The sequence below is a fragment of the Caenimonas sp. SL110 genome (genome assembly GCF_001044395.1).
GTDB lineage: Bacteria > Pseudomonadota > Gammaproteobacteria > Burkholderiales > Burkholderiaceae_C > Ramlibacter.
This window is the reverse complement of sequence record NZ_JANU01000001.1, coordinates 112,816-134,906: the sequence shown is the minus strand read 5'-3', so window position 1 is coordinate 134,906 and position 22,091 is coordinate 112,816. Positions and strand designations below refer to the sequence as shown.

The following is a 22,091-nucleotide window of genomic DNA, read 5'->3' as shown; positions in this document are numbered from 1 at the left end:
ATCAGCTCAACGCGCCAGGGCGGCGATGTCCGCGAAGCCCAGCGTCCCGCAAGCCTGCACCAGCGCCTTGCGTTTTTCAGGTTCGAGTCTTGCGAACGCCATTGCGTTCAGTCCCCGGAGCTTGCCGTGCAACTGCTCGCTCACAGCGGCCAGCCGTTCGCAGGACGGCGAATCTTCGACTCGCCAGTCAGCAAGTGCAGCCGCACAAGCGGCGAGCGCAACGAGTGCATCTGCGAGCCGGGAGGCATCCCGCACATTCGCATATGCCAGGCGTTTATCCGCCGTGCCTGCAGCAGCGATGAATGCTTCGACAGCAGCTTCCCGTCGCCCGAACAGGCGCTCGTCGGCGAGCTTGAACAGCAGGCTGCGCTCGTCGTCGTTTGCCAGACCCGCAGGAGCCGAAACCATGATGGCCCCCAGATCATCGTTGGACAAGCGGTCGAACAGGCGCTCCACATCGGCCCTGTGCCGGTCGCTCGAAGCGCACACCGCAAGCGCATCGCACGCCAACCCGTACCCTGCACCCCGCTGCCCGTGCGTATCGCTGAGTTCGCTCATCTCATCGACCCAGTTGCGGTACTTGAAGGTGAAGCTGCCATCGGTGGCGCCGGCGATGAAAGGCAGGGCCGCCGCCGTGGCAGCGACCATGTTCGGAAATAGCCGCCGATGGACCAGTTCAGTCCTGAATGCAGCCGCCCGATCGCCGCCGTCGAACGAGGCTTGCTCAAGGACCCGGTACTGCGTGACCAGTGTGGCCAACGGTCGATCCTGCAGTTCGGGGTCGGCAGCGGGAATTCGTTCAAGGGCAAGCCCCGGCAGCGCGATGTGCCCTTCGATCCGGCCAGCGAGTCTGGCGGGCTTCGTGTACCGCGCAATGACCTCGGGCCGGTTGCTGGCCCTGACCAGGCTCATGACCTCCCGGACGTTGGGGCGCGATCGGAGAATGCACTCAAGCTGCCAGTTCGTGCTGTCGATGTACCTGAATGTCTCGGCGTAGTCGTTTGCTTCGTCCCTGAGGTGTTCGGCGATGTGCTGACGGGCGCCGCGCAGGTGCAGCATCACCATGTAGATACGATCGGAACCGAAGTCTTCGGCGGCCTCGGCGACCAGATTCTCAAAGTCGCGGAATCGCTCGTTGTCGGGAATGAATTTCGGGGGTTGAGCGGTGGAGAGCGCGATAACGCTCTTCAACCAGGCCGCCATGTCTTTTCCGGGTTCTGCCAGTTGGCCCAGCGCGGCGCTGATCACCTGCAGCACCCTGTGCCGGGCCGCCGCCACCTGGTCGTCGCGCTCGGTCCGCTGGAAAACGGCCATCAGCCGCTTGACTCGGGGCCCCAGCGTGGATTGACTGACTTGCCGCGGCAGCGCTGCGGGAGCTTGTGCGCGAATGCCGAAAGCGAGACGGGCGGTTGAAGTTCTATCCATTCATGTTTTCCTGTAGTCAAAAACAACTACAGGATAACCCTAATAGACTAACCCCTCAATCCAAGGCCCAGAGGCCTACGGGGCCTGCCTTGCGGCTCAGTGCAATTTAGGACCGGTCTTCGCCTGAAGCGCTTCCATCGTCACGCCCGGTGCAAGCTCGACCACTTTCAGGCCCGCGTCGGTGACATCCATGACGGCCAGGTCGGTGATGATGCGATCGACCACGCCCACGCCCGTCAGCGGCAGCGTGCATTTCTCCAGCACCTTGAGGTCTTCGGTGCCGTCCTTCTTCTTGGCGACGTGCTCCATCAGCACGATCACGCGCTTGACGCCTGCGACCAGGTCCATCGCGCCGCCCATGCCCTTGACCATCTTGCCCGGGATCATCCAGTTGGCCAGGTCGCCCTTCTCGCTCACCTGCATCGCGCCCAGGATCGAGAGGTTGATCTTGCCGCCGCGGATCATCGCGAAGCTGTCGTGGCTGCCGAAGATCGACGAGCCCTTGATGGTGGTCACGGTCTGCTTGCCGGCATTGATGAGGTCGGCGTCCACCTGGTCTTCGGTGGGGAATGCGCCGATGCCCAGCATTCCGTTTTCGGACTGCAGCCACACTTCCTTGTCACCGACAAAGTTGGCCACCAGCGTCGGGATGCCGATACCGAGGTTCACGTAGAAGCCGTCTTCGAGTTCCTGCGCCGCACGCGCGGCCATCTGGTCTTGGGTCCAAGGCATGTTCAATTCTCCTGTGCGTCTGGCATTTGGATGTCATTGCGGACCCGATCCGCAATCCATGAATTCATGGATGCCGGATCAAGTCCGGCATGACAAGGTGCTGTTAGGTGCTGATGGTGCGTTTCTCGATGCGCTTTTCCGGCGTGGCATTGAGCACGATGCGGTGCACATAGATGCCGGGCAGGTGAATGTCATCGGGCTCGAGCTCGCCGACTTCAACGATCTTTTCCACTTCGACGATGCACAGCTTGCCGGCCATTGCTGCAGCCGGGTTGAAGTTGCGCGCCGTCAGGCGAAAACGCAGGTTGCCCGACTTGTCGGCGACATCGGCCTTGACCAGCGCAATGTCCGGCACGAGCGAGCGTTCCATCACATAGGTTTCGCCGTCGAACTCGCGCAGTTCCTTGCCGTCTGCCACCACGGTGCCCACGCCTGTCTTGGTGAAGAACGCCGGGATGCCCGCGCCGCCCGCACGCAGCTTCTCGGCGAGCGTGCCTTGCGGCGTGAACTCCAGCTCCAGTTCCTTGGCCAGGAACTGCCGCTCGAATTCCTTGTTCTCGCCGACATACGACGAGATCATCTTCTTGATCTGGTGCGTTTCCAGCAGCTTGCCCAGGCCGAAACCATCGATACCGGCGTTGTTCGAGATGACCGTCAGGTCCTTCTTGCCGCTGTCGCGCAGCGCGTCGATCAGGGCTTCGGGAATGCCGCAAAGGCCGAAGCCGCCCACAGCCAGCATCTGGCCGTCCTGGATGACGTCCTTGAGGGCGTCGGCCGCAGATGGAAATATCTTGTTCAAGGTTAAAACTCCTGCTGAGGAACCCGAAGAAACCCGAAGTGGGGCACCGGGGATTGCCGCTACGATACTACCTAACAAGTTACGTAGTTTTCCCTAGAGACCAACCCGGTGGACGTTGACTATCGCCTGGCCTTCAACATGGCCCCAGTAGGACTTTGCCTGTCGCGCAACCGCGCCATCGTGGACTGCAACCAGCAGTTGTGCGAGATGTTCGGTGCTTCGCGCGAGGTACTGATCGGCCAATCGTTTCAGGTGCTGTATCCCAGCGCCGACGAGTACGAGCGGCTGGGCGCGCGCATGGCGCCCATTCTCAATACCAAGGGTCATTACGCCGACGACCGCATCATGAAGCGTGCCGACGGCGATGTGTTCTGGTGCCACGTGACCGGCCGCGCGCTCAATCGCGAAGACCCGCACGAGTCGGGTATCTGGTCATTCGAGGATCTGAGTTCGCAGCGCCCGGTAAAGGCAGAACTCACGGCGCGCGAACGTGAAGTCGCGGCCCGCTTGCTGGAGGGGATGACCTCCAAGGAGATCGGCAAGGCTTTGGTCATCAGCCATCGCACGGTCGAAATCTATCGTGCAAGGCTGATGCGCAAGTACAAGGCCAACACCACGGCCGACCTCGTACACAAGCTGATGGCGGGCGCCTGAAACCAGGAGCCCGCGCTATCTTCAGATGATCGGCAGGAAGTCCACGCCGTTGGCAACCAGCCCTGCGAAGTCGATGTTGACGTCGTTGTAGCTCGTGTAGCCCGCGGCCACGGTGATGTATGCGTCACCGTAGTCATAAATCAGGGATTCGATAGCATCGATCTCCCCCTGCGAGCCGTAATAGCCAGCCAGGTTGTAGTAGATCAGGTCGGCCAGCTGCTCGTCGGTGTAAGTCGGATACACGATGTCAATGGCTGCCGCCGCGATCTGCTCGGCCGTGTAGCCGTCGTCGAAAGCGTCCAGGAAAATCTGCATGTACACCGGCTGGCTGTAGAGCACCTCGCCGCCGAACAGTGTGCCAATCAGGCGCGCTGCGGCGCCTGCATTGCCGTACAGGTCGTAGGCGATGCCCAGGTCGTCGAACTGGATGCGTTCGACGTCCGCGCCGACGTAGTCGAGGCCGCCGTCGAAGGTAACGTCATTGACGCTCACATGGTCCGAGAAACTGGTGACGCGGTATTCGGAGATGTTGCCTTCAAACAGCGCCCAGTCCAGCCCTGATCCGCCGAACAGGTCGTCATCGCCGGCACCGCCCAAAAGCACGTCATTACCGGCATCGCCGTACAGTGCGTCAGCGCCGCCGAAGCCGACGAGGTAGTCATTGCCGCCGAACCCTTCCATGAGGTCCGCGTTGGCCGAGCCAAAGAGGTTGTTGGGGCCGTCGTCGCCTTGATAGGTTGCCATGTGAGTTCCCTTCGATGATTGGTGAGTGTCCGATTGACCGTTCAGTTCTATCAGACTTGCCGGCCCTGCGATGTCAGACGGCGCCTATGTTCACGCAGCGTCAATCACTTCAGCGGCGCTGCGAAATGCATCAACCGCAGCAGGAAACCCGCAATAGACGCTCGCATGCATGAAGATCTCCTGCAACTCCTGCTTGGTCACCCCGTTGTTGAGCGCGCCACGCACGTGGATTTTCAGCTCATGCATGCGCCCCAGCGCCACCAGCATCGACACCGTGACGATGCTGCGCGTCTTGAGGTCGATGCCGTCCCGCTGCCAGGTGTTGCCCCATGCATGACGGGTCACGAGTTCCTGCAGGGGCGCTGTGAATTCGGTGGCCTTGTCCAGTGCGCCTTGCACATACTTGTCGCCGAGAACGGCACGGCGGGTCGCAAGGCCTGCCTGGATTTGCGGATCGTCTGGTAGCTGCATATCACTCCTTGATTGGAAGTTTTGGAGCATACGGGCTGGCGGCTGCCAAAGAGCGCCGCCGCATAATCCCCACAGGATCCAGGAGACAAAGTTGACGCACAAAAAGAGTTCCATCGTCCTGCCGACGATGACGCCGGGCACTTCGCGCAGCATTGCGGTGCATCACTTCGGCAAACGCGGCGCAAGGCCCAAGGCCTACCTCCAGGCCGCCGTGCATGCCAATGAACTGCCGGGCGCGATGGCGCTGCACTACCTGATGCCCATGCTGGTCGAAGCCGACAGGAAGGGGCTCATCCAGGGCGAGATCGTGGTGGTGCCAACCGTCAACCCGATCGGCCTTTCCCAGCTGGCAGGTCACCAGCACCTGGGGCGCTATGACTTTCTGGGTCGCGACAACTTCAACCGCAACTGGCTCGACCTGTCTGAGGGTGTGGCCGCGCGTGTGGGCGGCAAGCTGGGTGCTGATGAAGCGAGCAATGTCGCGCTCATTCGCAGCGCCGCGCTGGCCGAGCTGGGCGCAATGAAGCCGATGAACGAGTTGCAGACCCTGCGCGTGGAGGTCATGAAGCTGTCGGTCGATGCCGACATCGTGCTGGACCTGCACTGCGACCAGGACGCGGTGCTGCACCTGTTCTCATCCAAACGCGACATGCCCGATCGCGTGCGCGACCTCGCAGCGGACCTGGGCGCAGAGGCCACGCTCTACAGCGACCCGTATGCAGAATCGCTGACCTTCTCCGGCGTGCACGGCGGCTTCTGGGCGCGCATGTCCGAACGCTTTCCCGATGCGGCCATTCCCGCCGCCTGCCATTCGACCACGGTGGAATACCGCGGCCAGCACGACGTGAGCCATCCGATGGCCGAGTCCGATGGAAAGAACCTCTACCGCCACCTGGTGCGGCGCGGCATCATCTCCGGCCGCGCCGGCAAGCTGCCTGCGCTCAAAGCCGAGCCCACCCCCATCGGCGGCATGGATGTAGGTTACTCACCAGCCTCAGGGATCCTGGTCTATCACTTCCCCAAGGGCACCTGGGTGAAAAAGGGCCAGGTGATCTGCGACGTGATCGACCCTTCGGATGCGCGAGGCCCCAAGGCACGCAAACCGGTGGTCGCGAGAACCGACGGCCTGTTCTACAGCGGCAAGCAAAGCGGCAAGCTGGTGTGGCCGGGCGCCGTGGTGTTTGCGATCGCCGGCGAAAAGATACTGGCGCACCGCAAGGGCAAAACAGGCCTGGACGATTGAAAGGAAACCCATGAACCGCTACCCCGCCCCCGAACTCAAGGACCTGCCCGACGACATCAAGGCGCGCGTGCTTGAAGTGCAAGACAAAGCCGGCTTCGTGCCGAACGTGTTCCTCGCGCTGGCCCGCCGCCCTGCCGAGTGGCGCGCGTTCTTCGCGTACCACGACGCCTTGATGACGCCCGAAACCGCTGGACGCGAAAGCGGCCTCACCAAGGGCGACCGCGAGATGATCGTCACGACCACGAGCGCGGCCAACAACTGCCTTTATTGCGTGGTGGCCCACGGCGCGATCCTGCGCATCTACGAAAAGAAGCCGCTGGTCGCAGACCAGGTGGCAGTGAACTACCGCAAGGCAGACATCACGCCGCGCCAGCGCGCCATGCTCGACTTCGCAATGAAGGTCTGCCAGCACTCCGACGAGATCGGCGACGACGATTTCACGCCGCTGCATGCGCATGGCTTTACCGACGAAGACATCTGGGACATCGCGGCCATCACCGCGTTCTTCGGGCTGTCCAACCGCATCGCGAGCTTCTCGGGAATGATGCCCAACAACGAGTTCTACCTGATGGGACGCGTGCCGAAGCAAAAGTGAAGGCGGCGCCCTGCCCCGTCAAACGCCAAAGCCATCGTCAGCCGCGATGACGGCCCCATTGATAAAGTGGCTCTCCTTGCTCGCCAGCATGACGATGAGCGCATCGAGGTCCTGCGGCTGGCCGACGCGTTTGCGCGGCAGCATCTGCACCAGCTTTTGTCCCTGCTCCGTTTCCCAGTGCAGGTGATTGAGTTCGGTGTTGATGTAGCCCGGGCAGATCGCGTTCACGTTGATGCCAAAGCGTCCCCACTCCAGCGCGAGCACCTTGGTCATCTGCACAACCGCCGCCTTGCTCATGCAATACGCGCCGATCTGCGGCAGCACCTTGAGCCCCGCCATTGAAGCGATGTTGATGATGCGCCCGCCCGTGTAGGTGCCAGGCGCTGCACCCCGCGCGCGGGCCAGCATGCGCTTGCCGACTTCCTGCGCGACGAAGAACGCACCCTTCACATTGGTGTTGAAGATGTAGTCGTAGTCTTCCTCGGATACATCCTGGATTCGCTGGGTGGTGCTCACGCCCGAGTTGTTCACCAGGATGTCGATGGAACCGACTTCGGTTTCAGCATGAGCGACGGCCGCCTTGATGCTGTCGATGGACGTGACGTCAAGTTCCATCACATGCGCGTCGCCGCCTTCAGCCTCCAGCTTGGCCCTGAGATCCTTTAGTTTTTCAACGCGGCGGCTGGCCAGGACCACTGCGGCCCCTGCGCGCGAGAGCGTGCGCGCAAACTGCGCGCCAAGGCCGCTGGAGGCGCCCGTCACAAAGGCGACGCGTCCAGACAAATCGATGCTGTAGCTCACAAGAGTCTCCTGCCTGATTTTGGTCCGGGCCACTGAGGCAAACGTTTGTTCGCATGCGCGCGCGCAATAGAATCAATGCGATTCGCACCTGCGCATTGCGCGAGCGCGCCAGACCCACCAAATCATTATCAGCGAGATATTCACCCATGACGCACGATGAACTGCTGGCCCAGTACGGCCCGCGCGAAGCGATGGAATACGACGTGGTCGTTGTTGGCGGCGGCCCAGCAGGCCTTGCCACTGCCATCCGTCTGAAGCAACTCGCTGCCGAGAACAACCGGGAGATTTCGGTTGTCGTGCTCGAGAAGGGTTCCGAGCCCGGCGCGCACACGCTGTCGGGGGCCATCATGGACCCGCGCGCGCTGTCCGAGCTCATCCCCGACTGGAAAGAAAAGGGCGCGCCCCTGAACCAGCCGGTCACCGATGACGCGATGGTCTTCCTCGGCGAAAAATCCGGCCTTCGCACACCGAACTTCCTCTTGCCCAAGTGCTTCCAGAACCACGGCAATTTCATCGTGAGCCTGGGCAATGTCACACGCTGGATGGCGCAGCAGGCCGAAGCGATCGGGGTGGAAATTTTCCCCGGCTTTCCGGCTGCCGAAATTCTCTACAACGACAACGGTTCGGTGAAGGGCGTTGCCACCGGCAACATGGGCGTGGGCAAGGACGGCGAGCCCACCGACAGCTTCCAGCTTGGCATGGAGCTGCATGCGAAGTACACGGTGTTCGCAGAAGGCTCGCGCGGCCATCTGGGCCGGCAGCTCATCAGCAGGTTCAAGCTCGATGCCGACAAGGACCCGCAGACCTACGGCCTGGGCGTGAAAGAGCTCTGGGAGATCGACCCCAAGCGCCACCAGCCCGGCTTCGTTCTGCACACTGCCGGCTGGCCAATGGACAGCGACACCTATGGCGGCGCATTCCTCTATCACATGGAAAACAACCAGGTGGTGCTGGGCTTCATCACCGGCCTGGACTATTCCAATCCGTACCTCAGCCCGTTCGAGGAATTCCAGCGCTGGAAGACCCACCCCAACATCCGCTGGTACCTGGAAGGCGACGAGGCGCACGGCATCAAGCCGGCCAAGCGCGTTTCATACGGCGCACGGGCGATCACGGCTGGCGGCCTCTCCAGCTTGCCCAAGACGATCTTCCCCGGCGGCGCGCTCGTGGGATGCGACGCTGGCTACCTGAACGTGAGCCGCATCAAGGGCAGCCACGCCGCAATCAAGACCGGCATGCTCGCTGCAGAGGCAGCCTTCAACGCGATTGGTGAAGGACGCCAGCACGACGAACTCGAAGCCTATCCGCAGGCCTTCGACAAGAGCTGGCTGCATGAAGAGCTGCACAAGGCGCGCAACTTCAAGGCGTGGTTCAAGAAGGGCCTGTTCACCGCGACGCTGATGAACGGCATCGAACAGTTTGCGCTGGCCGGCCGCATTCCCTGGACGCTGCACCGCGACAAGCCCGACCACGCCTACCTCAAGCCCGCCGCGGACTGCAAGCCCATCGTCTACCCCAAGCCCGATGGCAAGCTGACGTTCGACCGGCTGTCGTCGGTGTTCATCTCCAACACCAACCACGCGGAAGACCAGCCTGCGCACCTGACGCTCAAGGACGCGTCGGTTCCGGTCAACATCAATCTTGCGAAGTTCGCCGGGCCGGAGGCGCGCTATTGCCCCGCCGGTGTCTATGAGTTCGTGAAGACCGAAGACAACAAGGACCGGCTGCAGATCAACGCGCAGAACTGCGTGCACTGCAAGACCTGCGACATCAAGGACCCGACGCAGAACATTGTCTGGGTGACGCCTGAAGGCGGGGGCGGGCCGAACTACGTGAACATGTGATCCACAGGCCCTGATCTGGATGCCAGCCTCACCTGCCGCTCGAATCTACCGAAGCAAGTGGCTGCTGGTGAAGGCACCGCTGGCACTGGCGGCTCTTGCGATCATCGCGTGGCTGTGGATCACCTTCCTGCCCATGCCACCGCGCGAGGTGACGATGAGCTCGGGGCTCGCAGAAGGCGTCTACAACGCCTACGCGCAGAAATACGCGCAGGTCTTCGAGCGGCATGGCGTCACGCTGAAGGTGGTGACGTCGGAAGGCGCGGACTCGAATCTGCAACGCCTGCGCGGCGTTGCCTCTCCCACGGTCGACCTCGCCTTCGTGCAGGGCGGCATGGGCAGCCCATCGACTGATCGCTCGCAAGGCGTGCGGCTCGAAACGCTGGCGCGCGTCGATAACGAGACGGTCTGGCTGTTCTCTCGCGTGCCGGGGCTCGATTCGCTGGAGCAACTGCAAGGCTTGCGCGTGTCGCTCGGGCCGCGCGGCAGTGGCACACGGCGGCTGGCGACAGCGCTGCTGGAACAGGTGCGCATGGGCGTGAGGGACATCGTCGACCTGGAAACGTCGGGGCCTGCAGCAATACAGGCGATGGCCAACGGATCCCTCGATGCGATGTTCATGGTGTCGGCGCCCCAGTCGCAGGTGGTCAACCAGCTCTTGCGCACGCCGGGTGTGCAGCTCGTGCAGCTCAAGCGCAGCGCCGCTCTGACTGAGCGACTGCCGTTCCTGCAATTGCGCCTGCTGCCTGAAGGCGCGCTCGACCCGCTCGCAAAGATTCCGGCCCGCGACACGGCAGTGCTGATTGCCACGTCCAGCCTGGTGGCGCGAGCCGACCTCCATCCTGCCCTGCAACGGCTCGCCGCAGAAGTCGCGCAGGAAGTCCACGCCGGCGCAGGTCCTTTCCATCGCGCAAGCGACTTTCCAACGCTCAAGCGCATCGAGTTTCCGGCTTCCGCGCAGGCTCGCTACACCCTGGTGCACGGCCGGCCGTGGTTTGAAAAAAGCCTGCCGTTCTGGTGGGGGCAGCTCTTGCTTCGCCTTCTCGTCATCGTGTTGCCGGTGACGCTTGCCGCGTTCTGGCTGGCACGCGTCATACCGGCCTACCTGCGCTGGCTGGTCGATAGCCGCGTGGCGCGCTGGTATGGCGAGCTCAAGTTCATCGAGCACGACCTGGCGCGCTCGGGCCTGTCGGGTGTCGAACGGGTGAAGTACCTGCAACGCCTGGCCGAGATTGAAAAGCAGATGGCCGAATTCGCGACGCCGTCTTACCTGATGCCGCGCTGGTACACCTTGCGCAAGCACATCGACTTCGTTCGCTCGGGCTTGTACAGCGGGCGGGGCCGATGACGTCCGGCGCCATGATCCGCATCTACCGGCAGCGCTGGGGGCTTTGCTACCTGCCCATCGTGCTGATCACCGTGTTGGCGATCTGGGCCTGCGCGCACTGGCTGTTTCCGCTGCCGCCTCGCAGCGTCACGCTGGCAGTGGGCGTGAGCAACGGCGGCTATGCGCAGATCGCGCAGCAGTACCGGGACGAACTGGAGCGGCGGGGGATTGCGGTGGATATCGTCACCTCCCCTGACGGAGCGCTCGGACCCGTGCAGCGGCTTGCTGCACCAGGAGACAGTTCACAGGCAGGATTTGCGCACGGCCTGCTCGCCACGCAAGACCCCGCCTCCGGTATCCAGGCGCTGGCCGTGATCGGCAAGCAGCCGGTCTGGGTCTTCACGCACCATTCGGGCGTGATCGGCCTGCAGTTGCTGCGCAACCTCAAGGTCGCTGCCGGACCGGCGGGCGCATCCACCCGTCAGGTCGCGGTGCAACTGCTCGGTCAGGCCCAGGTCAAACCTTCCGAAGTGAGCTGGCTGGAGTCGGGCGGACTGCCCGCAGCCAATGAATTGCTGGAACGCCGCATCGACGCCATGTTCGTCATCGGCAGTGGTGATTCGCCCACCGTGCGGCTGCTCAGCCGCTCGCCGGGAATCTACATGCTGGGCGTCGAGCGGGCCAACGCATTGACGGCGCGCGAGCCGCGGTTGCAACCATTCGTGCTGCCGCAAGGTTCGATCGAACTGCGCAGCGACATCCCGCCGCGCGACCTCACGATGCTCTACACCGGCACCCACCTTCTGGTGCGTACGGCCATGCACCCTGCGTTGCAGCGCGCGCTGCTGGACACCGCCACCGATACACATTCAGTGCCGACCTTTCTTCAACGGCAAAACGAGTACCCCGACTACCAGTGCGACTTTCCGTTGTCACCGACTGCGATGCTCTATGCCAACGGCCAGCGCCCGATGCTCGAACGGGCGCTGCCGTACTGGTGGGCGCAGCTTGCCGAACTCCTGCTCTTCGCGGTGCTGCCTGTCATCGCCATCGCCATCGCCGCGCTGGTGTGGATTCCCCAGCTCTTCAGCCTGCGGGTGGACGCCGTGCTCGCGCATTACTACGGCGAGCTCAACTTCCTGCAAAACGACCTGGAGGCATTCGCGAGCGAGTCTCCGATGAAGCTCAAGGGCCTGCTGGTCAAGCTCGACCAGATGGAGCAGGAGGTCGCATCGCTCGACCTGCCCAACCGATTTTCAGACCGGTGGTACACGCTTCGCGAGCACCTGGTCGCGGCACGCGAAAGACTGCTGACGCTGCGTTCGCGCTGAGGCTGGGCCGGGGTGCTGCGCAATTCGCGCGGCTATACTTTGCGGGTCAGGAGAGAGTCCCCATCCGATGGGAACCACCGAAGGCGCAGGGCCACCCCGAACGCTCAGGTACAAAGGACTGACAAGGCGTCCATGCAGTACGGACGTTCACCTTGCTGGAGAGAGGCTTCACCCGTTGCGGGCCTGAAGTCCACCGAAGGAGCAAACCCGATGGCCGTCGAAGGATCGGGTGAATCTCTCAGGTAAAGCGGACAGCAGGGACCGACCATCGTGTGAGCGATGGATTTGCGGGCACGGTTCATGCGAATGAACAGCCTTGGTCCCCTGAGCTTCGGAGCCGCCGTCTTGTCCGATCTGTCCACCGCATCCCAGCAGCAGTCGCTGCAACAAACACCATTGCACAGCCTGCACCTTGAACTCGGTGCGCGCACGGTTCCCTTTGCCGGCTACTCGATGCCGGTGCAGTACCCCCAGGGCCTGATGGCCGAACACAAGCACACGCGCCAAGCCGCGGGGCTTTTCGATGTGTCGCATATGGGGCAGCTTCGCCTGGTGGGTGACGGCGCAGCCGCTGCGTTCGAGACGCTGATGCCGGTCGATGTGATCGGGCTGGGTGTGAACAAGCAGCGCTATGGGCTGCTGCTCACCGACGAAGGCACGATCATCGATGACCTGATGTTCGTCAATCGCGGCGATCATCTTTTTGTCATCGTCAACGGCGCGTGCAAGGCCGGCGACATCGCGCACATGGCCATGAAGATCGGCGACCGCTGCGACGTCATACCCATGCCCGAGCGGGCGCTGCTGGCCTTGCAGGGGCCCAAGGCAGTCGACGCGCTGGAGCGCATCTTGCCGGGCGTGTCCGCGCTGGTTTTCATGACCGGCGGCGCATTCCAATGGAACGGACAGGAGCTGTTCGTCACCCGCAGCGGCTACACCGGCGAGGACGGCTTCGAGATCTCGGTGCACGAGTCCCTGGCGGACGCATTTGCACGCGAATTGCTCAGGCAACCTGAAGTCAAACCCATCGGTCTTGGCGCGCGCAATTCATTGCGGCTTGAAGCGGGCCTGTGCCTGTACGGCAACGACATCGACACCACGACGACGCCGGTTGAGGCGGGCCTGAACTGGGCCATGCAAAAGGTTCGCCGCGCAGGCGGTGAGCGCGCAGGCGGTTTTCCCGGTGCGGACAAGGTGCTGGCCCAGTTGCAGGACGCATCGCAGGTCCTGCGCAAGCGCGTCGGCCTGATCGCGCTGGAGCGGGTGCCGGTGCGCGATCACACGCCCTTGCAGGATGCCTCCGGGGCCGCCATCGGAGAAGTCACGAGCGGGCTGCTCGGCCCCACCATCGACAAGCCCGTCGCGATGGCCTACGTGGACGCAGCCCACGCTTCCCTTGGCACGAAGATCAACGCAGTCGTTCGCGGCAAGCTGGTGCCAATGGAAGTCGTTGCCATGCCCTTCGTGAAGCAGAACTACTATCGCGGCCCATCCCATTAGTTGTTAATTGGAATCTGACCCCAATTTTTAGGAGAGAGTTATGACAGTCAAGTACACCGAAGATCACGAGTGGATCCAGCTGGAGGACCATGAAGCCGCTGTGGTCGGCATCACGCTCCATGCGCAGGACGCGCTGGGCGATGTGGTGTTTGTGGACCTGCCGGAGGTGGGCCGCGTCTACACCAAGGGCGAGGTTGCGGGTGTGGTCGAGTCGGTCAAGGCTGCGGCGGATGTGTTCATGCCGATTGCCGGTGAAGTCACCGAAGTCAACGAAGCGCTGCGCGCCGATCCGTCGCTCGCCAACACCGACCCGATGGGCAACGGCTGGTTCTTCAAGATCCTGATCAAGGACATGGCCGAATTCGATGTGCTCATGGATGAGCCGGACTACCGGAAATTCTCGGCCGCATAAGCCAGCAACCAGAGGCCTTTTTTCATGTTGATGCAATCCGCCCGCCCGCTCGGCGAGCTTGAAAACCCTTGCGAATTCGTCGCGCGCCACATCGGCATCGAAGCCACCGACGAAAAGCTGATGCTCGATGTGATCGGCGAATCGTCGCGCCGTGCGCTCATCGACAGCATCGTGCCGCGCTCCATCGCGCGCAAGAATGCGATGAACATTCCGGCGGCAACGACCGAGGCTGCCGCGCTGGCCGAGCTCAAGGCGATGGCTGCGAAAAACCAGCTGTTCAAGAGCTTCATCGGACAGGGCTATCACGGCACGCACACCCCCGGCGTGATCCTGCGCAACATCCTGGAGAACCCCGCCTGGTACACGGCCTACACGCCCTACCAGGCCGAGATCAGCCAGGGCCGGATGGAAGCGCTGGTGAACTTCCAGACCATGGTCTGCGACCTGACGGGCATGCCGATCGCCAACGCGTCCATGCTCGATGAAGCAACCGCCGCTGCCGAAGCAATGACGCTGGCCAAGCGCAGCGTCAAGAGCAAGAGCAATATATTCGTCGTGGCGGGCGACTGCCATCCGCAGACCATCGAGGTGGTGCAGACGCGCGCAAAGCCGCTGGGCATCGAGATCCGGCTGGCGAACTCCGGGCCTGAGTGGGATGAACTGCTCAAAGGCGACTACTTCGGCGTGCTGGCGCAGTACCCCTGCACCAGCGGTCGCATCGACGACCTGCGCGCCGACGCCGACAAGGTCCACGCGAAGCAGGCGGCGCTGGTCGTTGCCGCCGACCTTCTCGCGCTCACGCTGCTGGTGCCACCGGGTGAATTCGGCGCGGACATCGTTGTCGGAACCACCCAGCGATTCGGCATGCCGATGGGTGCCGGCGGCCCGCACGCGGCCTACATGGCCTGCAAGGATGAGCTCAAGCGCTCGCTGCCCGGACGCTTGGTGGGCGTCAGTGTCGATTCGCACGGCAACCCGGCCTATCGCCTTGCATTGCAAACCCGCGAGCAGCACATCCGGCGCGAGAAGGCCACCTCCAACATCTGTACCGCACAGGTCTTGCCTGCTGTGATTGCCAGCATGTACGCGGTCTATCACGGCCCCCAGGGCCTCAAGCGGATTGCGCAGCGCGTGGCGAGCTACACCGCGATCCTGGCCAGGGGCCTCGAGCAGCTGGGCCACAAGCCGCGCCAGGACAGCGCGTTCGACACGCTTTCGCTGCACACCGGCGACCAGACCGAATCGTTCGCCGCGCGCGCCCGATCGATGCGGGCCAACCTGCGGGTGTATTACCGCGAGTACATCCTGATCTCGCTGGACGAGACCACGACCCGCGACGACATCGAACTGGTGTGGAAAGTGTTCATGGGCGAAGGCGGGGCGCTGCCGTCCTTCGACGCTTTCGAAAAGGGCATCGAGCCGATGATCCCGACGCAGCTGCGCCGCACCAGCGCCTTCCTCACGCATCCGGTGTTCAACACGCATCACTCCGAGACCGGCATGCTGCGCTATATCCGCGCGCTGTCGGACAAGGACCTTGCGCTGGACCGCAGCATGATTCCGCTGGGCAGTTGCACGATGAAGCTCAACGCGACCAGCGAGATGATTCCCATCACCTGGCCCGAGTTCGCCAACATCCACCCGTTCGCACCGCGCGACCAGCAGCAAGGCTACGCCGAGCTCGACGAGCAGCTGCGCGCGTGGCTGTGCCAGGCCACCGGCTATGCCGGCATCAGCCTGCAACCCAATGCGGGCTCGCAAGGCGAATACGCGGGCCTGCTGGCCATCAAGGCCTTCCACGAAAGCAAGGGCCAGGGCCATCGCAACGTCTGCCTGATTCCTTCATCCGCGCACGGCACCAATCCGGCCAGCGCGCAGATGGTCGGCATGCAGGTGGTGGTGACCGCCTGTGACGACAACGGCAATGTGGACCTCGCCGACCTGCAGGCCAAGTGCGAACAGCACAGCGACAAGCTCGCCTGCGTGATGATCACCTACCCCAGCACGCACGGCGTGTTCGAGATGCAGGTCAAGGAGCTCTGCGCGCTGGTGCACAAGCACGGCGGCCGTGTGTACGTCGATGGCGCGAACATGAACGCGCTGGTCGGCGTCGCGGCGCCCGGCGAGTTCGGCGGTGATGTGAGCCACCTGAATCTGCACAAGACCTTCTGTATTCCGCACGGCGGTGGCGGACCGGGTGTCGGCCCGGTGTGCGTGGTCGAAGACCTCGTGCCCTTCCTGCCCGGCCATGAAGCCGGCGGCATCACGGGTCGCGCGGTGGGCGCGATTTCGGCGGCGCCCCTGGGCAACGCGGCCGTGCTGCCGATCAGCTGGATGTACTGCAGGATGATGGGTCCCGAGGGCCTGACGCAGGCCACCGAAGTCGCGATTCTTTCGGCCAACTACATCAGTGCCCGGCTGAAGGATCACTACCCTACCCTCTACGCCAGCGCCAACGGCCACGTCGCGCACGAATGCATCCTGGACCTGCGGCCCATGAAGGAAGCCAGCGGTGTCTCTGCCGAAGACGTGGCCAAGCGCCTGATCGACTACGGGTTCCACGCGCCGACCTTGAGCTTCCCGGTTGCCGGCACGCTGATGGTCGAGCCGACCGAAAGCGAAACGCTGGACGAGCTCGACCGTTTCATCGGCGCGATGATCGCGATCCGCGAAGAGATCCGGCGCATCGAGCGCGGCGAATGGCCGCAGGACGACAACCCGCTCAAGCACGCGCCGCACACCGCCGCCTCGCTCATCAAGGGCGAATGGCCGCATGCGTATTCGCGTGAGGTGGGCGCGGCGGTGCTCGGTGAAAAGCGCCACGCCAAGTATTGGCCGCCGGTGGGACGCGTGGACAACGTGTACGGTGACCGCAACCTGTTCTGCGCTTGCGTTCCGATGTCGGCTTACGAGTGAGGCCAAGGCTGTCATTGCGGACTTGATCGCAATCCATCTGCGATCAAGCGCCGCTGCTGCTTCGCAGTGGATGCCGAACCAGGTCCGGCATGACAGCCCTCTCGCCGCAGGTACGATCACGGCCCGTGGACCAGCTTATCGTCATCATCATCGGAGCAGCGCTGGCTGGCTTCATCCAGGGCCTGTCCGGCTTCGGATTCGGCCTGACTGCGATGTCGATCTGGGCGTGGACGCTGGAGCCGCGCCTGGCCGCAGCGCTGGCCGTCTTCGGCGGCTTCACGGGCCAGGTGATCCAGGCAGTGACGGTTCGCCGCGGCTTTGACTACAAGCGGCTCGCGCCCTTCATCCTCGGCGGTCTGGTCGGCCTTCCCATCGGCGTCTGGATACTGCCGCGCCTGGACGTGCCGCTCTTCAAGGCCCTGTTCGGCCTGTTCGTCATCGTGGTCTGTCCGCTCATGTTCTTCGCAGACCGGCTGCCTCGCATCACACGCGGCGGACGCATCGGCGATGCACTGTCGGGCTGGCTCGGTGGCCTGATGGGGGGACTGGGTGGCTTCACCGGCGTTGCGCCAACGCTGTGGTGCGCGCTGCGCAATCTCGAAAAGGATGTGCAGCGCTCCATCATCCAGAACTTCAACCTGTCGATGTTGACCATCACATTCGTCACCTACATCGCCACAGGCATCGTCACCACCGAGCATCTGCCACTCTTCGCCGTGGTCGCCCCTGCGGTGCTCATCCCTTCACTCATGGGCGCGCGGATCTACACCGGGATCAGCGATGTTGCGTTTCGCAAGGTCATCCTCTGCCTGCTCGCGCTTTCGGGCGTGGCGCTGCTGGTGGCATCGGTTCCGGTGTTGCTGACACGGATCTGAGAGCTTTGGATTAGCTGATGGCGTCGTCTGGCGAGCACGCCGGTCAAATGAGCGACAGGAACGCCCAAGTTCAGTGACACGCACATCGCCCGGTGTGTAAAAATCCACGATGGCGTCAAGGGACACAGATTCGCAAGACGCCATGACAGGGAGAGTCCGGACCAACTGGCCGGAACTAAATGGTCTTGTTAGGGCTCGCGATGAACCACGCCTCGATTCTCGTGGTGGATGACAACCCCGATCACCTTGAACTGACGGTCATGGCCCTCAGCGAGTGCTGCAATCCGCGCGACATCGCTACAGCAACCGACGGCGTGGAGGCGCTGGACTACCTGTTCGGCCGCGGCCCGTACGCCAGCCGCGACACCTCGGTGCAGCCGCGCCTGGTGATTCTCGACATGAAGCTGGTGCGCCTGCACGGCCTGGATGTTCTCAAGGCCATGCGCAAGGACCCACGCACTGCGACCATTCCGGTGGTGATGCATTCATCGTCCACCGAAAAGACCGACATCGCCGCTTGCTATGCCAACAGCGCCAACAGCTATGTGCGCAAGGCCACCGACTATGACGAGCTGCGCCGCAAGATGCGGCAGGTGCACGATTTCTGGATGACGGTGAACGAGCGCTACAGGCCGGCGGCCTGACCTGGGCTGTCCTCTTCATCTTCGGTGCCTGCGTCACGGGCGATCTGCCGCAGCGACTCCTCGAATGTCTCGGGCGGCTGGCCGCCCTGTATCAGGTAGCGGTCGTTGATGATCACCGCAGGCACTGCGTTAATGCCCTGCTGCTGAAAAAATGATTCGCGCTCGCGTACGGCATCAGCGAACTCGTTGCTATCGAGAATCTCTTGCGCTCGTGACGGATCGAGCCCGGCCTGCGTTGCCGCGCCGACCAGAACATCCTTGTCTTCAGGACTCTTGCCGTCGGTGAAGTACGCGCCGAGCAGCGCCTTCTTGAGGGCGTGCTGACGTTCGTCGCCCTCGATCGCCGCCCAATGCAGGAGCCGATGCGCATTGAAGGTGTTGTAGATGCGGCCGCGACCTTCCTTGCGGAACTCGAAACCCACCGCCCGGCCGCGCTCGCGAATCGCGTCGCGCGCAGCTTCCTGCTGCTCGGGCGTGGACCGGTACTTTTGCGTCAGATGCTCGGTGATGTCCTGTCCGCCAGGTGGCATTCCCGGATTGAGCTCGAAAGGCTCGAAGTGAAGCGTTGCCTGCACCTCGCCGTCCAGCCGTTTGAGGGCAGTTTCGAGAGAGGCCAGGCCGATGGCGCACCAGGGGCACGAGACATCGGAGACGAAGTCGATTTTGATGGGCGTGGTCATGCTGGCACTCTACATCAGCGGCACTGCCCACGCCGGCGCGCGGGCCCTACAGGAACGATGAGGCAATCGGGTCCACGGGCGGCACGACATCGGCGTTTTGCGCCCGATGACGCAAGGCGTGCTCCATCACGACCAGTGCAAGCATCGCCTCGGCAATCGGGGTGGCGCGAATGCCCACGCAGGGATCGTGTCTGCCCTTGGTCACGACTTCGGTTGCTTTGCCGTCCACGTCTATGGTTTCGCGCGGGCTGATGATGGAGCTGGTCGGCTTGATGGCAATCGAGACTTCGAGGTCCTGCCCGGAGCTGATGCCGCCCAGCGTGCCGCCGGCATTGTTGGTGCGAAAGCCGCGCGGCGTCGGCGAGTCCCCATGGGTCGTTCCGCGCTGGGTCACGCTGTCGAACCCGGCGCCGATCTCGACGCCCTTCACCGCGTTGATACCCATCATCGCGTAGGCAATGTCGGCATCGAGCTTGTCAAACAGGGGCTCGCCCAGGCCCACCGGTACCGATGAGGCGGTGACGCGAATTCGCGCCCCGCACGAGTCACCCGACTTGCGCAGGCTGTCCATGTACGCCTCCAGCTGCGACACATCGGCCACCGGCGCAAAGAACGCATTGTTGGCGACGTGTTCCCAGCTTTCGAACCCGATGGCGATGTCGCCGACCTGCTGCATGCAGCCGCGAAACACCGTGCCGTACTTCTGTGCCAGCCACTTCTTGGCGACGGCACCTGCTGCGACCATCGGCGCCGTCAGTCGCGCCGATGACCGGCCGCCACCGCGCGGGTCGCGCAGGCCGTACTTCTGCAGGTAGGTGTAGTCGGCGTGGCCGGGGCGGAAGGTGCGCGCAATTTCCGAATAGTCCTTGCTGCGCTGGTCCATGTTGCGGATCAACAGGCAGATCGGCGTGCCGGTGGTGCGGCCCTCATACACGCCCGACAGGATCTCGACCTTGTCTTCTTCCTGGCGCTGGGTCACATGGCGGCTGGTGCCGGGCCGGCGGCGGTCCAGGTCGGGCTGGATGTCAGCCTCGGACAGCTCCATGCCCGGTGGGCAGCCATCAATGACACAGCCAATGGCCGGGCCGTGGGATTCGCCGAAATTGGTGACCGCGAAAAGGGTGCCGAAGGTGTTGCCGCTCATGGGGGCGATTATCCCTGAGCGGCACCCGCGGCCTTGTGATCTAACCCGTCTGCTGGTCTTCCTCGCCACCCGGCCAATCGCGGATGTAGGCCTTGAGCATCTTGTTTTCGAAGTTCTGGCTGTCCACGACCGTCTTGGCGACGTCGTAGAAGCTGATCACGCCCATCAGCATTCGCTTGTCCATCACCGGCATGTAGCGCGCGTGGCGGTCCAGCATCATCCGGCGCACTTCGTCGAGTTCGGTCTCGGATGTGCAGGTGAGCGGATGGTCGTCCATCGCGGTGCGAACCAGCGTGTTGCCCACGGCGCCACCGTTCTTCACGATGCAAAGGATCAGCTCGCGAAAGGTGAGCATGCCGGTGAGTTCACCGTGGTCGATAACCACGAGCGAGCCGATGTCCTTCTCGGCCATGATGTCGATCGCGCGCGACAAGGGTTCATCGGGCGCGACGGTGTAGAGCGTGTTGCCCTTCACGCGAAGGATGTCGCTGACTTTCATGGCTGTCTCCTGAAGTGCTTGGGGCCGATGCCCCGTGGAAACAATATAGCCCACAATGCGGGGCAGTTCCATAGCGCGGCCATACAGGCAGACATCCCAGGAGACGCATTCCATGCCCGGATACTCAGACCCCGGCTTCGACACGCTGGCGTTGCACGCGGGTGCACAGCCCGACCCGACCACCGGCGCACGCGCCGTTCCGATCCACCTCACGACCTCTTTCGTTTTTGAATCGAGCGACCACGCGGCAGCGCTTTTCAACCTCGAGCGTTCCGGCCACGTCTATTCGCGAATCAGCAATCCGACCAACGCGGTGCTGGAGCAGCGCATCTCGGCGCTGGAAGGCGGCGTAGGCGCGATCACCACCTCCAGCGGGCAGGCAGCGCTGCATCTGGCGATCGCGACCATCATGGGCGCGGGATCGCACATCGTGGCCAGCTCGGCGCTCTACGGCGGCTCGCAGAACATGCTGCACTACACCCTGCGGCGATTTGGCATAGACACCACCTTCGTCAAGCCGGGCGATATCGACGGCTGGCGCGCTGCGATCCAGCCCAACACCAAACTGCTGTTTGGCGAAACGGTGGGCAACCCCGGCCTGGACGTGCTCGACATCCCGACCGTGAGCGCAATCGCCCACGAGGCCGGCGTGCCTTTACTGGTCGATTCAACCTTCACCACGCCTTACCTGATGAAGCCGTTCGAGCTGGGCGCGGATCTCATCTATCACTCGGCGACCAAGTTTCTTTCGGGTCACGGCACGGTGATCGGCGGGCTGGTGGTCGATGGGGGCTCGTTCGACTGGGAAAAGTCGGGCAAATTCTCCGAGCTGACCGAGGCGTATGCGGGCTTTCACAACATGGTCTTCACCGAGGAATCGACGGTAGGCGCTTTCTTGCTGCGCGCGCGGCGTGAAGGTCTGCGCGACTTCGGCGCCTGCATGAGCCCGCACACCGCATGGCTGATCCTGCAGGGCATCGAAACCCTGTCGCTGCGCATGGACAGGCACATGGCCAACACCCGCAAGGTGGTGGAGTTTCTGGCCGCGCATCCGCTGGTGTCGCGGGTGGGGCACCCCATGCTGGAATCGCACCCCAGCCATGCGTTGGCGCAAAAGCTCCTGCCGCGCGGCGCGGGCTCGGTGTTCAGCTTCGATATCAAGGGCAACCGTGAGCAGGGCAAGAAGTTTGTCGAATCCCTGAAGGTGTTCAGCCACCTGGCGAACGTGGGCGATTGCCGCTCGCTGGTGATTCATCCGGCGAGCACCACGCACTTCCGGATGACCGACGATGCGCTGGCCGGGGCAGGCATCACGCAAGGCACGATCCGCCTGTCGATCGGGCTGGAAGATGCGGACGATTTGCTGGACGACCTGAAACGCGCGCTGAAGGCGGCCGAAAAGGCCGCTTGAAGCTGGCAGGAAGTCATGGATGCCGGATCAGGTCCGGCATGACACAG

Annotated in this window: 21 protein-coding genes and 2 riboswitches; of the genes, 12 read left to right on the top strand and 9 right to left on the bottom strand. The window is 63.2% G+C overall.

The genetic code is table 11. The features are described 5' to 3' along the window. Window positions 1-6 precede the first annotated feature (6 nt). The 3 genes from AQ12_RS00635 to AQ12_RS00625 all read right to left on the bottom strand — a co-directional run bounded on the left by AQ12_RS00635 (window position 7) and on the right by AQ12_RS00625 (window position 2,956). Window positions 7-1,425 carry a hypothetical protein gene (locus AQ12_RS00635; RefSeq protein WP_152682613.1) on the bottom strand — a complete coding sequence of 473 codons (1,419 nt, stop codon included), beginning with the start codon at window positions 1,423-1,425 and terminating at the stop codon, window positions 7-9. Between the two features lie 96 nt (window positions 1,426-1,521). After that, a complete protein-coding gene (locus tag AQ12_RS00630) occupies window positions 1,522-2,157 on the bottom strand; it encodes a 3-oxoacid CoA-transferase subunit B (protein ID WP_048437904.1) in 636 nt (211 codons plus the stop codon). 103 nt (window positions 2,158-2,260) lie between these two features. Continuing rightward, on the bottom strand, window positions 2,261-2,956 hold the full coding sequence (locus AQ12_RS00625; RefSeq protein WP_048437903.1) for a CoA transferase subunit A: 696 nt from the start codon (window positions 2,954-2,956) through the stop codon (window positions 2,261-2,263). A 108-nt stretch (window positions 2,957-3,064) separates the two neighbouring features. Between AQ12_RS00625 and AQ12_RS00620 the strand changes: the two genes are divergently transcribed. Then, complete coding sequence (locus AQ12_RS00620) at window positions 3,065-3,610, top strand: PAS and helix-turn-helix domain-containing protein (protein ID WP_048437902.1); 546 nt, start codon at window positions 3,065-3,067, stop codon at window positions 3,608-3,610. Window positions 3,611-3,631: 21 nt separating this feature from the next. Here AQ12_RS00620 and AQ12_RS23450 read toward each other — a convergent pair whose 3' ends face one another. Both AQ12_RS23450 and AQ12_RS00610 read right to left on the bottom strand, forming a co-directional pair. Next, a complete protein-coding gene (locus tag AQ12_RS23450) occupies window positions 3,632-4,354 on the bottom strand; it encodes a calcium-binding protein (protein ID WP_053076471.1) in 723 nt (240 codons plus the stop codon). Between the two features lie 90 nt (window positions 4,355-4,444). Beyond that, window positions 4,445-4,825, bottom strand: coding sequence for a carboxymuconolactone decarboxylase family protein (locus AQ12_RS00610; protein ID WP_082151330.1), 381 nt, complete (start codon window positions 4,823-4,825; stop codon window positions 4,445-4,447). A gap of 91 nt (window positions 4,826-4,916) precedes the next feature. On the opposite strand from AQ12_RS00610, the gene AQ12_RS00605 reads away from it, so the two are divergent. Together AQ12_RS00605 and AQ12_RS00600 are read left to right on the top strand one after the other, a co-directional pair. Continuing rightward, window positions 4,917-6,068, top strand: coding sequence for a succinylglutamate desuccinylase/aspartoacylase family protein (locus AQ12_RS00605; protein WP_082151329.1), 1,152 nt, complete (start codon window positions 4,917-4,919; stop codon window positions 6,066-6,068). Between the two features lie 10 nt (window positions 6,069-6,078). Beyond that, on the top strand, window positions 6,079-6,663 hold the full coding sequence (locus AQ12_RS00600) for a peroxidase-related enzyme (protein ID WP_048437900.1): 585 nt from the start codon (window positions 6,079-6,081) through the stop codon (window positions 6,661-6,663). A gap of 18 nt (window positions 6,664-6,681) precedes the next feature. On the opposite strand, the gene AQ12_RS00595 is transcribed toward AQ12_RS00600, so the two are convergent. Next, a complete protein-coding gene (locus AQ12_RS00595; RefSeq protein WP_048437899.1) occupies window positions 6,682-7,464 on the bottom strand; it encodes an SDR family oxidoreductase in 783 nt (260 codons plus the stop codon). Window positions 7,465-7,610: 146 nt separating this feature from the next. Here AQ12_RS00595 and AQ12_RS00590 point away from each other — a divergent pair, with 146 nt between their 5' ends. The 8 genes from AQ12_RS00590 (at window position 7,611) to AQ12_RS00555 (ending at window position 18,310) form a co-directional block, all read left to right on the top strand. Then, a complete protein-coding gene (locus AQ12_RS00590; protein WP_048437898.1) occupies window positions 7,611-9,308 on the top strand; it encodes an electron transfer flavoprotein-ubiquinone oxidoreductase in 1,698 nt (565 codons plus the stop codon). A gap of 19 nt (window positions 9,309-9,327) precedes the next feature. Further along, entirely contained in the window at window positions 9,328-10,653 is a 1,326-nt protein-coding gene (locus AQ12_RS00585; RefSeq protein WP_048437897.1) for a TAXI family TRAP transporter solute-binding subunit, read from the top strand. Beyond that, window positions 10,650-11,963, top strand: a complete 1,314-nt coding sequence (locus AQ12_RS00580) for a hypothetical protein (RefSeq protein WP_048437896.1) — start codon at window positions 10,650-10,652, stop codon at window positions 11,961-11,963. The genes AQ12_RS00585 and AQ12_RS00580 overlap by 4 nt, the downstream gene beginning before the upstream one ends. Before the next feature lie 37 nt (window positions 11,964-12,000). Next, a riboswitch (glycine riboswitch) is annotated at window positions 12,001-12,094 on the top strand. 14 nt (window positions 12,095-12,108) lie between these two features. Then, a riboswitch (glycine riboswitch) is annotated at window positions 12,109-12,228 on the top strand. A gap of 80 nt (window positions 12,229-12,308) precedes the next feature. Further along, window positions 12,309-13,463, top strand: coding sequence for a glycine cleavage system aminomethyltransferase GcvT (gene gcvT, locus AQ12_RS00575; RefSeq protein ID WP_238587610.1), 1,155 nt, complete (start codon window positions 12,309-12,311; stop codon window positions 13,461-13,463). A 40-nt stretch (window positions 13,464-13,503) separates the two neighbouring features. Beyond that, window positions 13,504-13,875, top strand: coding sequence for a glycine cleavage system protein GcvH (gene gcvH / locus AQ12_RS00570; protein WP_048437894.1), 372 nt, complete (start codon window positions 13,504-13,506; stop codon window positions 13,873-13,875). A gap of 24 nt (window positions 13,876-13,899) precedes the next feature. Then, window positions 13,900-16,791, top strand: coding sequence for an aminomethyl-transferring glycine dehydrogenase (gene gcvP, locus AQ12_RS00565; RefSeq protein ID WP_048437893.1), 2,892 nt, complete (start codon window positions 13,900-13,902; stop codon window positions 16,789-16,791). A 125-nt stretch (window positions 16,792-16,916) separates the two neighbouring features. After that, the gene (locus AQ12_RS00560) at window positions 16,917-17,666 is read left to right on the top strand and encodes a sulfite exporter TauE/SafE family protein (RefSeq protein ID WP_048437892.1); all 750 of its coding nucleotides are present in this window, start codon (window positions 16,917-16,919) and stop codon (window positions 17,664-17,666) included. Between the two features lie 200 nt (window positions 17,667-17,866). Further along, a complete protein-coding gene (locus AQ12_RS00555; protein ID WP_048437891.1) occupies window positions 17,867-18,310 on the top strand; it encodes a response regulator in 444 nt (147 codons plus the stop codon). Here AQ12_RS00555 and AQ12_RS00550 read toward each other — a convergent pair. From AQ12_RS00550 to AQ12_RS00540, 3 genes are read right to left on the bottom strand one after another with little or no spacing between them, the layout of a single operon-like run. After that, a complete protein-coding gene (locus tag AQ12_RS00550) occupies window positions 18,292-18,990 on the bottom strand; it encodes a DsbA family oxidoreductase (RefSeq protein WP_048437890.1) in 699 nt (232 codons plus the stop codon). The genes AQ12_RS00555 and AQ12_RS00550 overlap by 19 nt on opposite strands. A gap of 46 nt (window positions 18,991-19,036) precedes the next feature. Continuing rightward, the gene (aroC, locus tag AQ12_RS00545) at window positions 19,037-20,134 is read right to left on the bottom strand and encodes a chorismate synthase (protein WP_048437889.1); all 1,098 of its coding nucleotides are present in this window, start codon (window positions 20,132-20,134) and stop codon (window positions 19,037-19,039) included. A gap of 40 nt (window positions 20,135-20,174) precedes the next feature. Beyond that, on the bottom strand, window positions 20,175-20,633 hold the full coding sequence (locus AQ12_RS00540; RefSeq protein ID WP_048437922.1) for a CBS domain-containing protein: 459 nt from the start codon (window positions 20,631-20,633) through the stop codon (window positions 20,175-20,177). Window positions 20,634-20,745: 112 nt separating this feature from the next. Between AQ12_RS00540 and AQ12_RS00535 the strand changes: the two genes are divergently transcribed. Beyond that, complete coding sequence (locus AQ12_RS00535; protein ID WP_048437888.1) at window positions 20,746-22,044, top strand: O-acetylhomoserine aminocarboxypropyltransferase; 1,299 nt, start codon at window positions 20,746-20,748, stop codon at window positions 22,042-22,044. Window positions 22,045-22,091 lie beyond the last annotated feature (47 nt).

Coding starts and splice junctions, on each gene's coding strand:
- AQ12_RS00635 (WP_152682613.1), bottom strand. CDS start 1,425: ATGGATAGAACTTCAACCGCCCGTCTCGCTTTCGGCATTCGCGCACAA.
- AQ12_RS00630 (WP_048437904.1), bottom strand. CDS start 2,157: ATGCCTTGGACCCAAGACCAGATGGCCGCGCGTGCGGCGCAGGAACTC.
- AQ12_RS23450 (WP_053076471.1), bottom strand. CDS start 4,354: ATGGCAACCTATCAAGGCGACGACGGCCCCAACAACCTCTTTGGCTCG.
- AQ12_RS00610 (WP_082151330.1), bottom strand. CDS start 4,825: ATGCAGCTACCAGACGATCCGCAAATCCAGGCAGGCCTTGCGACCCGC.
- AQ12_RS00600 (WP_048437900.1), top strand. CDS start 6,079: ATGAACCGCTACCCCGCCCCCGAACTCAAGGACCTGCCCGACGACATC.
- AQ12_RS00590 (WP_048437898.1), top strand. CDS start 7,611: ATGACGCACGATGAACTGCTGGCCCAGTACGGCCCGCGCGAAGCGATG.
- AQ12_RS00585 (WP_048437897.1), top strand. CDS start 9,328: ATGCCAGCCTCACCTGCCGCTCGAATCTACCGAAGCAAGTGGCTGCTG.
- AQ12_RS00580 (WP_048437896.1), top strand. CDS start 10,650: ATGACGTCCGGCGCCATGATCCGCATCTACCGGCAGCGCTGGGGGCTT.
- gcvH (WP_048437894.1), top strand. CDS start 13,504: ATGACAGTCAAGTACACCGAAGATCACGAGTGGATCCAGCTGGAGGAC.
- gcvP (WP_048437893.1), top strand. CDS start 13,900: ATGTTGATGCAATCCGCCCGCCCGCTCGGCGAGCTTGAAAACCCTTGC.
- AQ12_RS00555 (WP_048437891.1), top strand. CDS start 17,867: ATGAACCACGCCTCGATTCTCGTGGTGGATGACAACCCCGATCACCTT.
- AQ12_RS00550 (WP_048437890.1), bottom strand. CDS start 18,990: ATGACCACGCCCATCAAAATCGACTTCGTCTCCGATGTCTCGTGCCCC.
- aroC (WP_048437889.1), bottom strand. CDS start 20,134: ATGAGCGGCAACACCTTCGGCACCCTTTTCGCGGTCACCAATTTCGGC.
- AQ12_RS00540 (WP_048437922.1), bottom strand. CDS start 20,633: ATGAAAGTCAGCGACATCCTTCGCGTGAAGGGCAACACGCTCTACACC.
- AQ12_RS00535 (WP_048437888.1), top strand. CDS start 20,746: ATGCCCGGATACTCAGACCCCGGCTTCGACACGCTGGCGTTGCACGCG.